This is a genomic window from Gynuella sp. (assembly GCF_050297175.1).
GTDB lineage: Bacteria > Pseudomonadota > Gammaproteobacteria > Pseudomonadales > Natronospirillaceae > Gynuella.
The window spans coordinates 142728-157183 of sequence record NZ_JBNKSF010000026.1; the positions used below are offsets into that span (position 1 = coordinate 142728).

Below are 14456 nucleotides of genomic sequence, written 5' to 3' on the forward strand. Positions count from 1 at the left end.
CATGTTGTTTTGAATCATTTGGTTCGTGCCTGTATCTGAATCAGAATCTGCGTACAGACTCTGATTCAGATAACAGCTGTCAGCAGCTTTTACTAGAACTGCAGGCTCCAGTTGTTCAGGGTTCCATTGTCCTGGCGAGCCAGATCCCGAACTCTGAGTTGCCATTCTCCGGTAATGATCGTTCCGGTTAGTGTCACGGAGTAACTTTTTTCCAGGTTATTTGCTGAGCCGCCGGTGCGGTTGTGCAGAGAGTAGATGGTGCCTTCTGGGTCGACCAGGTCGACCATCAGGTCACCAATATAGGTATGGGTGATGTTCACCGTAACAGACACTGACGTAGCTTCAGTATTCCCCGTGACTGTCAGCGGACTGTAGACACCAGTGCTGTTGTTGTCCGGTATTTGAACGGCGGTCACGCTCTCAAAAAAGGCCGTATCACCAGAACCGCCATTGTCGGCGGTGCCGATGTTGACAGTGTAGTCTTCTACTTCTCCATAGTCGAAAGTACCGCAGGGGGCCGGTGCTCCATTGTATTTCATGCTCACACGCAGGCGGGTTGTGATGCCGGCGGTATCGACTGGAATACTGAGTGCTCCGGTGACGGTACTGTTAGAGGTTCCTGCAGAACTGAAGACCTCTTCACCAGTATCGTTGAAATCGCCGTCGCCATTCAGGTCAATCCAGATTTTCCAGAATTCGCCGTAGCTGTTGCTGGAAAATGCCGGAACCAGTGATATGGGGGATTCGCCGGTTGCCAGATTGATGGTCTGGCTGGTGAAGTCGCCGTAGTTATCCGCGCCAGAAGCGTGGCTGAAATCACCAATGTCGACCTGGCTGATCCACTCATACTTGGCATCATTGCCAGAAGCGTTGCAATAAGCGATTGGGTCTGGATCGGGATCCGTATTGCTGATGGCATCCCAGTCTGGTTTTAAGGTGAACAGACCATTGCCGATATCACTGGTAATGATGTTGCCACTGGCGAAATAAATATAGTTGCTCCAGGTTCCGGAGAATTGCGCAGAGTTGGAGGCTGGGATGGTATCAAAATACCCCACCTGATGAAGGCTTCCATTGGTGATATCCGCCGCATCCAGAATGCGCAAACCGGCGCGGTAATTGGATTCAAAAATATATCCGTTCAGGGTATACAGGTTGTGATCGATAGCCGCTGTCGGACCAACATAGCGCCCAAGTTCAACCGGTTGGTCGAGATTGCTGACATCATAAATATAGGATGTGGTGTTGTGGCCGTTGTACTGCTCGTCCAATTCATCATTCATAATCAAAATGGCATGATTATCATCCGCGAACCAACCCTGGTGGGTATATTGCGAGCCAGCATAAGTGGTACGGGAGATCTGATACGGATTGGACTTTGATGTCACGTCAACAATTGTGATGGTGTCTTCATTGTAGCCGACACAAATTTCTTTACCGGTGTATTCTGTGTCCGGTCCATTGTAGATGATGCATTGTGCATCGTGAGTGTAACCATCACTGGAAAAGCAGCCTGAATAGGTTGGATTGAGTGGATCGGAAATATCCACCATATAGAGTCCGCCACTACATTGATTGCTGCCGACGATGTAGGCGTAGCTGGTGGCCTCGTTAATGACAATGTTATGGGCATTACCAAATCCGGACATATGGGCGGTTTCGCTCAATGTGCTGCCCGGTGTTACATTGCGTAGAGTCGATAAGTCGAATACCTGCAAACCATGTGTACGGTTCCTGCTGCCATCGGCCACAATGAAAGCATAATGGTCATAGGTTTTAACGTCCCGCCAGGAGTCATTGCCGTTGTTATGGGATGGCAGAAACCCCAGAAACACAGGATTGTTGCCGTCGGTAACATCCACGAATGAGGTGCCGTTGGTACGACTTACAATGGCAATTTCAGCACCGGTCTGCGGATCGGTGTAGCCCCAGATATCGCTGAGGTCAGCATTGCCGCCGCCCATGCTGGCTTTAGGCAGGAATGACAACAGATCAATATTGTCGCATGGATAGCCATTGGCTGAGCCTCCGGTGCAAGTGGCAGTGGTGGAATTGGCAGAAAGTGAGAATGAGTCTGTTGTCAGCAGTCTCTCCATAGCCGGATTTCCGCCACCGCCATTAGAGTCATCATAGTTGAAACCGTCTGTGAACATCGCACTGTGTCCCCAAGCCTCTGCTGACAGCCAGAGAACGCTCGTGGCGAACAAGGATGTAATCGTTGATGTTTTCATCATGTATTTCGTATCCCCTGTATCGGGTTGTTGTTATGGGTATCTCTAACAAGTCTCTTTTCCGCGATTACTTTGTCAGCTCCGTGCTCAAATCCTCATTTACTACGGGTAAACTGCGGTTCTGCGCGCGGTGCGTCCTCGTTCTCATAAAAACCTGTTGTTTAGAGATCCCCTTCTGTCATTGAGCCGCCATCCTCAGAATCAATGCAGGGAAAATATGCGTAATTCGCAGTCTTTTTCTGAACCGCTGGAAACATCTGGCGTAACTGGTTGGGTGGTTATGAATGGGAAGTCACCGCAAATAGCAATGCTTATAACAACGTCTGAACAACTGCCAGCGTCGCAAAGGGGCGGCAAAAATTCGCTCTCAACGGATTGGTCACAGATGTAGTCTGCTTTCTTCGCCGCCCTTTATTCTGCTATTACTGTATTTTAAGTATGGTTATTCCCGGCCCGCTACCATAACCAAGTTAATAACAAAGCAAAGCCTGATCCCCCGGTCAAAGAAAACACCCTTTGTCTGTACTAATTGATGAGCATGCTTCCGGTATTTTTGTATGTGAAAAGCAGAAGGTGGGAACTAATGGCTCATGGAGTACCCGAAGCGAGGTGTCTTTGTTATTCCATTGATTTTTCATGGTCATTTTATGCAGATCGAAAAAGCCATAATGGGGGGGAATCAGCATTAAGGTGCCAGGATGTATCACTCGGTTACCGATGGTTGCACAACAGTAGGGCGGAAGTTGACCAGTTTATAAAAATCGAGGCTTACCAATGCCCGGAATATTGATGTAACATTATGATTACAGTTCGTGATGGATCTGTATGGTTAGTCGTATTGACTTTATAAACTACAAAAGGAGTCTCTGAATTATTACCTGTGTTGCCATGCCAGGTTCAAAATCTGCTCGAATCGGTTATTTATACTTTATAAACATCCGCTTCCGGCTCGGAACATCCAGTGCTTCAGTCGCTGATCAGACGAGCGGTCCATATCTGCACCAGGCGGATTGGTCACAGATTTTTACCTTGCTCCGGTTTCCTCGCCGATATCATTCAGATGTTCCAGCATATTTTCAGTTTGATCCTCAGTATTCGTAACCACAATCCCTCTCTATTTTTTGTTAGTAAAAAAGGATACTCCATGGAAAATGCGATTGCGCAGCAGGCTGCCGGTAATTCTCGGTTGTCGCGGTTTTTCTCTTCTTTCGGTCCAGGAATCATGATGGCTGCAGCGGCAGTGGGTGGTTCTCACCTGGTGGCTTCTACCAAAGCCGGAGCTATTTATGGATGGCAACTGGTGTTGCTGATTCTGCTGGTCAATCTGTTTAAATATCCGTTTTTTCGGGCTGGTGTTCAGTACACCATGGCAACCGGTAACAGCCTTGTGCGCGGATATGCAGGTATGGGCAAGGCTTATTTATGGCTGTTTGCCGTATTATGTATTTTTTCCGCAGTGATCAATACCGCCGCACTGGTGTTATTCAGTGCCAGCCTGCTTAGTTACTTTGTGCCGTTTGAGCTGTCCATGATCACTTTGTCGGTGATTGTGGTGGTAACTTGTCTGTTTATCTTATTTGCCGGTCACTATAAGGCACTGGATGTTCTTTCCAAGACAATCATGATTGTTTTGACCATAACCACACTGCTGGCAGTGGTGATAGCGTTTGGAAAGAGCGGTACGACTCCGGTTGCGGTGGAGACTGCTTCACCGTGGACCATCGGTGCCATTGGTTTTCTGGTGGTTACCATGGGCTGGATGCCGGCACCAATCGAAATATCCAGTATTACCTCAGTATGGCTTAAAAGTCAGTGCAGTCAGCAGAAAGTCACACCCCGTTCGGCGTTGTTTGACTTTAATGTCGGCTATGTAGGAACGGCTATTCTGGCGGTCATGTTTCTGGCTCTGGGGGCGTTGGTTTTACATGGCAGCGGTGTCACATTAGCTGGATCCGGAATCGGTTTTACTCACCAGCTGGTAGGCTTATATGCCTCGACAATCGGTGAATGGTCCCGTTATCTGATTGCCGTGATCGCTTTTTTCTGCATCTTTGGCAGCACCATAACGGTTTTAGATGGTTATTCCAGAGTCGTCGCAGAGTCGTTGGCATTACTGCAGAAAAAACCACAATACAGTGAAGTTTCATACAGTATTTGGGTATTGCTGACATCGGTACTGGCGCTGGGCATTATTGCCTTCTGGGCATCGGCATTATTGCCCATGTTGAACTTTGCCATGATCATGGCATTTATGACGACTCCATTCTTCGCGTTGCTGAATCATATGTTGGTGGGTCGTACCCGGTTATCCGGTGAGTTAGCCGTCAGCTCCGGCCTCAAGTGGCTCTCAATTGCCGGACTGGTTTATCTGTTTGGCTTTTTACTGGTCTTTATCTGGTGGAAATGGTTAATGTGATTGTCATATTAATCTGATTGAGCAATCTTATTGGCCAGTGTTGCCGGCCAATAAGATACTCCACTATGATTGGGCTAAATGGTTAATATCCATACACCTATGTAAGAATCTTTCTTGTCCTTCGTAAATCCCACCAGTATGCTAAGCGGCCTTTTCTGGCATTAAGGAAGTGCTCATGCATACTATCAGTCGGTCAATTCGAACGTTATCTCTGGCCACACTGGCCTGTTTCTCTGTTTCCCACGCCTATGGCGCAGAACGTCAGGACTATGATCTTGATGATGATGGCCTGATCGAAATCGAGGATCTGCAGGATCTGAATGAGATTCGCAACAATTACGATACCGTTGGTGTCATCCAGTATTTCCAGGGACATACTTTGTATGGTGTGAATACTGGTTGTCCGGAGTCCGGTTGTCATGGCTATGAACTGGTGGCGGATCTGGATTTTGATACCAATGGCAATGGCCGCATCGATGAAGGTGATCTGTATTGGAACGAGGGAGCTGGTTGGGAACCGTTAGGGGCGTTTTCGGTCAAATTTGCGGCCGAGCTGAATGGAAACGGTCATATGATCCGGAATCTGTTCATGGTACGACCAAGTGAGAGGTTTGGAGCCCTGATTGGGTATGCCGAAGAAGCCTACATCCATGATTTGAAGCTGCAGGCCGATATAACAGCCAGACGGGAGTCCGGAACATTACTGGGTTATATCTGGAAAACCCGGGTTGAGAATATTTCCGCGCAGGTAAAAGTGACTGCGATGGGCACTAACGGCAGCTGTGACGAAGTTGATGATTGTAATATTATCGGTGGACTGATCGCTATCGTTGATGAAGGTTCCAGTGTTTCAGGTATTCGTCTTGAGGCTGACGTATCGGGAGAAGGCATCGTTGGCGGCGTGGTTGGTGAATTAGCCAATGCGAGTATGAGCGATGTCGTGGTGCGCGCATCCATTTCCGGAGAAACACGGATTGGAGCCATCGTTGGGAAAAGTCACGACAGCCAGTATCAACGTCTGATTGCTGAAGTGAATGTCACCGCACATAACTATATTGGCGGGATTGCCGGCTACTCAGTCAGCGATAGCTTAGAGGACCTGTTGGTGACCGGTTCGTTGCTGATCGACGGTGACTATCCTGGCAATCAGTTTGCAGGTGGTATCTTTGGGGGGGTGGCTAAAGGAAGTCTTTCCCGGGCCATCTCTCTGGTTAAATTGCAAAAAGATGAAGACGATGAGTTTAAGCTCGGGGCCGTTGTTGGTTACTGTGATCTTGATCAGAAATACAACAGCATTTATTGGGCCAGAGATTTGGCTGGCCGCGATGAAGCCTGTGGCTATCAATATGGCTACTGGGCACCTGCGCCGCAATATCTCGACCTGGTGGATATACAATGTGCCACCAGCGCCGCTAATCGTTGTAACGGTTTGAGTTATCAGGGTTACGACCAGGTCAAAAATGCCGAGGGCAAGACTCTATGGCAGTTTGGCAGCAATACTGAAGCGCCGGGAATGTTGTTACTGGGCAGAATCTGGGCAGACCGCGATGTTGATGGTCATATTGATGACTGGCCGACAGGGTCATCGGAGGGCGAACAGCCCGGATCAGAAAAACCCGCAACAGACAACCCGAGCAACTCATCAGGGGGTGGTTCTGCGGGCTTTGGGGTGTTATTGCTCGGACTGGTCACGCTGCTCAGACGCAGACAGGACTAATGTTCAGAGCAGCCCGTCACCATGTTGACGGGCTGTGATCAGCTGACTGATCAGTAGCTGGGATCGTACTGATGTTGTTTGACAAAGCTTTCAAACTGCTCCGGCAGCTCACCTTTCAATAGCCCATTGCGTTGGGCACTTTCACCCACCGCGACGGCAATCTTGGCAGACACTTCACGTATCTGCTTCAGTGGTGGATACAAACATCCCAGATCGATCTGTTTCTGAGAGACCTCCGCGGCGAGTGTTTCGGCGGCTGAAATCAACATGTCGTCATTGATACGAGTGGTACCGGAAAGTAAGGCGCCAAGGCCCAGACCCGGAAAAATATAGGCATTATTGCCCTGACCCGGAACTTTCACATTGCCGTTGATGTGAACCACGTCAAACGGGCTGCCACTGGCAAATACTGCTTGTCCGTTACTCCACTGATAGGCATTTTCCGCGGTACATTCAGCATTGGCTGTTGGGTTGGAAAGTGCAAACACAACAGGGTGTTCGTTGTTGGCGGTCATGAACTCCACCATCTCCTGAGTGATCAGGCCGGGTCTGCCGGTGGCTCCAATTAACGCATGTGGGCGGAATTCCTTCAGTGCTTCAAGGGCCGTCATCGGTGACATGTCGGCGGCAAAGGGGCGTACATGTTCTTTGATATAATCGCGGCTTTTCACGACCAGACCTTTGCTGTCGTTAAAGACCATGCGGGCATTGGCTTCTTCGGCGCTAAGCCCCTGACGCTGCATGGCTTTGGCCACCAGATCACCGATACCGGTCGCGGCTGACCCTGCACCCAGGAACATAAAACGCATATCCTTCAGCTGCATGCCGTTGATCCGGGTGGCGGCCATCAAACCGGCCAATGCGACTGCTGCAGTGCCCTGGATATCGTCATTGAAACACAGTAGTTGATCGCGATAACGCTCCAGCAGAGTGACGGCATTTGGAGTGGAGAAATCTTCAAACTGTAACAGTGCATTGGGGAACTGTTGTTTGACGGCTTGTACGAATTCGTCGACAAAGGCGTCATATTCCTCGCCACGGATGCGGGGCTGACGTAGGCCCAGATAGAATGGATCTTCGCGGGCCTCTTCATTATCTGTTCCCACGTCCAGCATGATCGGCATACAGTGGGCAGGATCAACGCCAGCACAGGCGCAATACAGAGACAGTTTGCCAATCGGGATGCCCATGCCGTTGCTGCCCAAATCACCCAGGCCGAGAATCCGTTCGCCGTCGGTCACCACGATCAGACGGACATCCTCTTGCCAGTTTTGCAGTAGTTGTTCAATGTTGCCGCGATCATTATAGGAAATATAGCAACCATTGGTTTCACGGAAATTTATCGCGAAATCCTGACAGGCTTTGCCAACAGTTGGGGTGTAAACCACCGGCATAAATTCTTCGATATGATCAATCAGTATTTTATAGTAAACACGCTCATTGCGTTTTTGCAGTGCAGCCAGGGAGATATATTGATCAATGGGGGTAGTTTTTTTCCGAAGATTGGCCAGTGAACGATTGACTTGTTGTTGCTGACTACTGACCACAGGCGGCAGTAAACCGGTTAAACCGAGTTGCTGGCGCTCTTCCAGCGTGAAAGCGGTGCCTTTATTGGTTCTTGGGTTACTTAAAATTTCTAAACCTTTTTTGTTCATACTGAGTTCCGATATTGGCTGCAGGTGAAAGAAAGATCGTATGGAAATATAGATTATAACGTTTTTATGCCTTCAACCTATTATTGATCGGGTTCAGTTCGAAGGTTCTCCAGCTATCCGGCGTTGAACAAGGTCACATAGTTTCATTATCAGATGCTTCAGGCCGGCGGTTATAACGTCTTCTTTAGTGTACATGAGCCCTCATTGACCTAGGCTGACCCATCTCAGTCACTTTCACAAAAAATACAGTGTCTGTATCTGTTATATGGCGCATGTCGTTGATTTGTTGGAGATAAAGCAAAGCCGTCGTGTCTTGCATATACTGGCGTAACTTTCAACGTCGATGAGCGGCGCGACAGCGGTTGTTACATGGATATCTCTTGAGGCAGGCATATGAGAATACTGGTAGTGGGGGCGACTGGTCTGGTTGGCCAGCAAGTACTGACGCAGGCACAGGCTGATCCCCGAATCAGTCACATAACGGTGTTGGCACGCAAGCCATTGGCGTCGACTGGGAAATTGCAATGCCATAGTGTCGATTTTGATCAATTGCCCGATGACGCACAGCTCTGGCAGTGTGATGCCGTTATCTGCACCTTGGGCTCAACCCTGAAAACAGCCGGTTCCCGCGAGATGTTTTATCGCATCGACCATGACTATCCTTTGGCTGTTGCCCGACACGCGCAACAATATGGTGGCCGCTGTTACGTGCTCAACTCGGCCATGGGAGCAGATGTGAATTCCAGGTTCTTTTATAACCGGGTCAAAGGTGAACTGGAGCGCGATCTGCAGGCGCTGTCGTTTGCATCCGTTACGTTGGTCAGGCCGGGATTGATCGCTGGTCAGCGGACTGAGTTTCGTTTGGGAGAACGGAGTATGCAATTACTGCTGACCATACTGGCACCGGTTCTGCCTCGACGGTGGCGTTGCAATCCGGCTGATAATATTGCCCGAGCCCTGCTGGATGCTGCTGTTCGTGCTGAGCCGGGCGTACATGAAGTATCATCTGAGACATTGAGTTAGGGAACCTCTTACATGGACACCGCCTGCTTGCCAAGCTACAAATAGCTGATAGGTTCGATTGCGCTCTTACATTCGGCCTGTCTATGGGTATAACGCCCTATCGTCTGCAGGATAAATGGTTTTCATGTTAAACAGTGATCGACGGCTTCCGTCCTGATCGATTCATCCGTAAACACAAAACGAGAAATCTGTATGAGTCTGCAACCTTTTCATCTGGCCATTCCAGTTTATGACCTCAATGCGGCACGAAATTTTTATACTGAGGTATTCGGTTTGGAAGAAGGCCGGTCTTCCGAGCATTGGGTCGATTTTGATTTTTTCGGGCATCAGCTGGTCATCCATGAACATCTTCAGACCCCGGCACAACAACAGGCTCACACGAATGCGGTGGATGGTCACGATGTTCCGGTACCGCATTTTGGTGTAGTACTGGAATGGTCTCAGTGGGAGGCACTGGCTGAGCGGCTGAAATCTTTCGATATTCCGTTTTTGATCGAGCCTTATGTGCGCTTCAAAGGTCAGGTGGGTGAACAGGGCACCATGTTCCTATTCGACCCGTGTGGTAATGCTTTGGAGTTCAAAGCGTTCAAAGACCTGACTCAATTGTTTGCCAGATAATGATTTCACTGACGATCTGGTCCGGTCTGGAATTATGGTGCTGGTCATGGTCAGTGGAGCCGCGTATATGAATATCGTTTTAGGATGTTTCATATTCACGGCAGTGGATGTAGCAGAGCCTATTTTTTCAGGTGCTTGGGATCTGCTACACGAATGTATTTAGTCAATGGGTGATTGATTTTCCGTAGTTCCGCCAGTACCAGTTGCGCCACTTCACGGGCACCGAATTCGGTGTAATGGGTATTGTCAGATCTGCCATCAGGATAGTTGGGATGAGCACCCGGTTGCAGGTGCATGAACCGCAACTCCGAGTCTTTGGGGCCCAGGTTTTCGAAATAGTCGTGTGTCACCTTTTCCATATCAATGAATGTTATTTCCGGATGTTCTGCCGCCACTTCGCGTACCAGCTGGGCGTAAGGGTGAGTTGATACCAAGTGGTCATTCTGATCAAATTTTCGGCGTACCACCGGGGTCATCAAAATCGCATGAGCATCGGCGGTTTCCACATCCTTGATAAAACGATTTAAATTGGCTTTGTACTCCTCAGGAGTGGTGTAGCGTTCGACTTTGCTGGGCACTTCATCGTTATGACCAAATTGAATAAAGACATAGTCTCCGGCATGAATGTTATCGATAACGGCCTGCCATCGTCCTTCAGAAATAAATGTTTTGGTGCTGCGCCCGTTTCTGGCGAGATTAATGGTGTTGACGGACTTGTCAAAAAACTTGGCAAAAGGGACACCCCAGCCGGTCTCTGGATAGTCGGAGGGATCTTTGATGGCCATGGTTGAATCGCCAGCCATAAATATCTGCAAAGTGGCTGAGTCAGTCATTTTTTGTGTCTCCAGGCCGGCACATGATGTCAGTGTTGCGCTGATAAAACCAATGCCAACGAGCATATGTTTCATGCTTTTTGAAATGATCGGATGTGCAGGTTTTTTTAATTTAAAAATAGATTTTATGGTGTGTTTCATATTTGCCTTTTTTTATCTGTTTTATTTTTATTGAAATATTTCGGACGTACGAATCGAAAATCTGTTTAAAGCTATTTGATTTAATGGGTGTCGTCAATGCCCGGTTTGGTGTGAGAGGCTGGTGGAGAATATTATAAGAATAGCGATTTGATGAATTAAATAAGTATATGGTGGGAGCGATGGGACGAAGGATGGCAGGCTGTGTGGGGTGCAGCCTGCCTGATAAACGCGTTACATCCGAGTGTCAGGAATAAACTCGTCGGCTGAGCGCGTGGCCATTTCTTCGTAAACTGACCATTTTTGGTTCACTACCTGCTGGGCCAGCTGCATCAGGCGATCTGCCTCTTCTGGATTACGATCCCTGAGTACCTTGTAGCGGTTCTCTCGATAAGCATAATCCTTGACGTCAATGGTAGGTCTGAGGGAATCCAGAATAAACGGATTTTTACCGGCGCTGTGTAGTGCCGGGTTGTAACGATACAACGGCCAATAACCGGCTTTAACGGCGAGACGCTGTTGCTCCAGGCCCTCATCCATATTGATGCCATGCTCAATGCAGTGACTGTAAGCAATGATCAAGGATGGTCCATCGTAACGTTCTGCCTCACGGAAAGCCTGTAATGTCTGTTGCGGGTTGGCACCCAGGGCAACTCTGGCGACATAGACGTTCCCGTAGGCAATGGCCTGCAGACTCAGGTCTTTTTGTGGCACAACCTTTCCGCCAGCAGCGAACTTGGCAACCGCTCCGATAGGCGTGGCTTTGGAGGCCTGGCCACCGGTGTTGGAGTAAACTTCGGTATCCATCACCAGCACGTTGACATTACGACCACTCGCCAGGACATGATCGACACCGCCATAACCAATGTCATAGGCCCAGCCGTCGCCGCCGACGATCCAGATACTGCGACGGACCAGGTGGTCGATAACCGATAACAGTTCCTGTGCTTTGGGAGTCTTCAGCTGTTCAAGTTTTTGTCTGATATCTGTCACCCGACGGCGTTGTTGAATGATTTCGCTTTCCAGCGTCTGAGGTGCATTCAGAGTTTCTGCTACAAGGTCCAGGTCGATCTCGGAAGCCAGTTCCTGTAACCGGGTTTGTGCCAGTCGGGTATGTTGATCAACCGTCAGCCGGTAACCAAAACCAAACTCGGCATTGTCTTCAAACAGAGAGTTAGCCCATGCCGGTCCTTTACCATCGCTATTCTGACTCCAGGGAGTGGTCGGCAAATTGCCACCGTAGATGGAGGAGCAGCCGGTTGCGTTGGCGATGAGTGAACGGTCACCAAATAACTGGCTAATCAGTTTCAGATAAGGTGTTTCGCCACAACCGGAACAGGCGCCGCTGAATTCGAACAAGGGTTGTAGGTATTGCACTCCGCGAACGTTGGAGAAATCAACCCGGTTGCGATCGTTATAAGGTAATTGCTCAAAGAACTGTAGTCCGACCTTTTCGGTACTCAACCAGGTTTCTTTGTCCGTCATATTGATGGCGTGATGGTGCTCGTCCAAAGGGTCCTGAGCCGGGCAGGCACGAACACATAATCCGCAGCCGGTGCAGTCTTCCGGATAGACCTGAAGCGTGTACCGTATGTCCGGAAACCCACGGGCACTGACTTCGGCCGAACGGAATGCTTCTGGTGCTTGTGCCAAGACATCTTCATTGTAGAATTTAGCCCGGATCGCTGCGTGTGGGCAGACGATAGAACAGTTGCCACACTGAATACACAGGTCGGGTTCCCAGATGGGAATGTCCTGAGCGATGTTGCGTTTTTCCCATTTAGTCGTGGCGGTCGGGAAAGTGCCATCGTCGGGTAGCAGAGATACCGGAATCAGGTCGCCACGGCCGTGAATGATTTCACTGGTTACTTGTTTGACAAACTCCGGCGCTTGTTCAAATGCGGCCATTGGATCAGGGTCGTATTCACTGCTGACCTGTTTCGGGTAGTTCACCTGTTGCAAATGTGCCAGTGCCTGATCGATAGCAGCATAGTTACGTTTTACAATTTCCTCGCCTTTGCGGCTGTAGGTTTTTTTCGCTGCCTGTTTAATCTTCTCAATTGCCTGATCTTTTTCCATCACACCCGAAAGTGCAAAGAAACAGGTTTGCATAACAGTATTGATGCGTCGGCCCATTCCTACCGAACGGGCAACTTTAGCACCATCTATGACGTAGAACTGAATATCTTTATTGATAATCTCCTGCTGTACATGACGCGGCAATTTATCCCATACCTCGTCCTTGTCGTAAGGACTGTTCAGTAGAAACGTTGCGCCGCGACGGGCTCGATCAAGCATTTCAACATGGTCAACAAAGTTGAACTGATGACAGGCGATAAAACCGGCTGACTGAATCAGGTAAGGTGCCTGTATCGGATGCGGTCCGAAACGCAGATGGGAGGTGGTCATGCTGCCGGCTTTTTTGGAATCGTAAACAAAATATCCCTGAGCAAAGTAGCCTTCTTCATCACCAATGATCTTGATGCTGTTTTTATTGGCACCCACAGTCCCGTCTGAACCGAGCCCGAAAAATAATGCCCGGACAGTGTCCTGAGGCTCTATATCCATCGCTTCGACATCATCGAGACTGGTATTGGAGCGGTCATCAATGATACCAATGGTGAAGTCGTTTTTGGGTTGGTCGTGCAACAGTTCGGCAAATACCCTGGCCACCATAGCGGGTGTAAATTCCTTGCTGGAAAGGCCAAAGCGTCCACCAATGACCATCGGCATGGTTTTCCGTTCCCCGCAAACAAGGGCCTGAGCCAGTTCGGTCACGACATCTTTATACAGAGGCTCACCCTCACAGCCGGGTTCTTTGGTACGGTCCAGTACTGCGATCCGTTTAGCCTGGGCAGGCAGCGCGGCCAGAAAATGCCGAGCACTGAAAGGTCGATATAAACGGACTTTGAGAACACCGACGGAATCGCCGTTTTGATTCAAGTAGTCGGCAGTGGAAATAGCGGTTTCCGCACCCGAGCCCATAATTACGATCACCCGTTCGGCTTTGGGGTCGCCATAGTACTCGAACAGCTTATAGCGCCTGCCGGTGAGTGTCGCAAACTGTTCCAGAGTTTCTTCATAGATGCCGATGGCTTCCCGATAGTAGTTGTTGACGCTTTCCCGGCCCTGGAAATACGTATCGGGGTTTTGAGCGGTACCGCGCATGTGCGGGCGGTCGGGATTCAACGCTCTTTGACGATGGGCAAAGACCAGTTTGTCATCGATCATGGCGCGAATTTGCTGATCTTCCAGCAGGATGATTTTGGAGACTTCGTGAGAGGTTCTGAAGCCATCAAAAAAGTGTACCACCGGCACCCGGCTCTTCAGGGTGGCAGCCTGAGCCACCAGCGCCATGTCGTGACATTCCTGGACGGTGGAAGAAGCCAGTTGGGCAAAACCGGTCATGCGTACGGCCATGACATCCTGATGATCGCCAAAGATTGACAAACCCTGAGCCGCCAGTGAACGGGCTGCAACATGAAACACTGCCGGCGTCAGTTCTCCGGCAATTTTGTACATGTTAGGGATCATCAACATCAAGCCTTGAGAGGCAGTGAAAGTGGTGGTCAGGGCACCGGTCTGGAGGGCACCGTGAACAGTTCCGGCTGCCCCGCCTTCGCTTTGCATCTCAGCAATCAGTGGCGTTTCGCCCCAGATATTTTTGATATCCTGGCTGGCCCACTGGTCTGCAAATTCGGCCATGGGGGAGGAGGGTGTAATCGGATAGATGGCACAGACTTCGTTGACGCGATAAGCCACGTAAGCGGTTGCTTCACCGCCATCGATTGTGACCTGCCTGAGTTTTGTTTTAGCCATGGTAAT

Annotated in this window: 8 protein-coding genes; 4 read left to right on the forward strand and 4 right to left on the reverse strand. The window is 49.5% G+C overall.

Features of this window, described 5'->3' with window-relative positions; all coding sequences use genetic code 11:
• Positions 1 to 92: 92 nt before the first annotated feature.
• Positions 93 to 2234 carry a choice-of-anchor B family protein gene (locus ACQY6I_RS09645; protein ID WP_428241276.1) on the reverse strand — a complete coding sequence of 714 codons (2142 nt, stop codon included), beginning with the start codon at positions 2232 to 2234 and terminating at the stop codon, positions 93 to 95.
• A 1141-nt stretch (positions 2235 to 3375) separates the two neighbouring features.
• Here ACQY6I_RS09645 and ACQY6I_RS09650 point away from each other — a divergent pair.
• Both ACQY6I_RS09650 and ACQY6I_RS09655 read left to right on the forward strand, forming a co-directional pair.
• Positions 3376 to 4647 (forward strand): NRAMP family divalent metal transporter, encoded by a 1272-nt coding sequence (locus ACQY6I_RS09650; protein ID WP_428241277.1) that lies wholly within the window; start codon positions 3376 to 3378, stop codon positions 4645 to 4647.
• A 175-nt stretch (positions 4648 to 4822) separates the two neighbouring features.
• Entirely contained in the window at positions 4823 to 6364 is a 1542-nt protein-coding gene (locus ACQY6I_RS09655; protein ID WP_428241278.1) for a hypothetical protein, read from the forward strand.
• 50 nt (positions 6365 to 6414) lie between these two features.
• Here ACQY6I_RS09655 and ACQY6I_RS09660 read toward each other — a convergent pair whose 3' ends face one another.
• Positions 6415 to 8019 carry an NAD-dependent malic enzyme gene (locus ACQY6I_RS09660; protein WP_428241279.1) on the reverse strand — a complete coding sequence of 535 codons (1605 nt, stop codon included), beginning with the start codon at positions 8017 to 8019 and terminating at the stop codon, positions 6415 to 6417.
• 393 nt (positions 8020 to 8412) lie between these two features.
• Between ACQY6I_RS09660 and ACQY6I_RS09665 the strand changes: the two genes are divergently transcribed.
• A complete protein-coding gene (locus ACQY6I_RS09665) occupies positions 8413 to 9042 on the forward strand; it encodes an NAD(P)H-binding protein (protein WP_428241280.1) in 630 nt (209 codons plus the stop codon).
• A 192-nt stretch (positions 9043 to 9234) separates the two neighbouring features.
• Complete coding sequence (locus tag ACQY6I_RS09670) at positions 9235 to 9660, forward strand: VOC family protein (RefSeq protein ID WP_428241281.1); 426 nt, start codon at positions 9235 to 9237, stop codon at positions 9658 to 9660.
• A 119-nt stretch (positions 9661 to 9779) separates the two neighbouring features.
• Here ACQY6I_RS09670 and ACQY6I_RS09675 read toward each other — a convergent pair whose 3' ends face one another.
• Positions 9780 to 10493 carry a rhamnogalacturonan acetylesterase gene (locus ACQY6I_RS09675; protein WP_428241282.1) on the reverse strand — a complete coding sequence of 238 codons (714 nt, stop codon included), beginning with the start codon at positions 10491 to 10493 and terminating at the stop codon, positions 9780 to 9782.
• 372 nt (positions 10494 to 10865) lie between these two features.
• On the reverse strand, positions 10866 to 14450 hold the full coding sequence (gene nifJ / locus ACQY6I_RS09680) for a pyruvate:ferredoxin (flavodoxin) oxidoreductase (RefSeq protein ID WP_428241283.1): 3585 nt from the start codon (positions 14448 to 14450) through the stop codon (positions 10866 to 10868).
• Positions 14451 to 14456 lie beyond the last annotated feature (6 nt).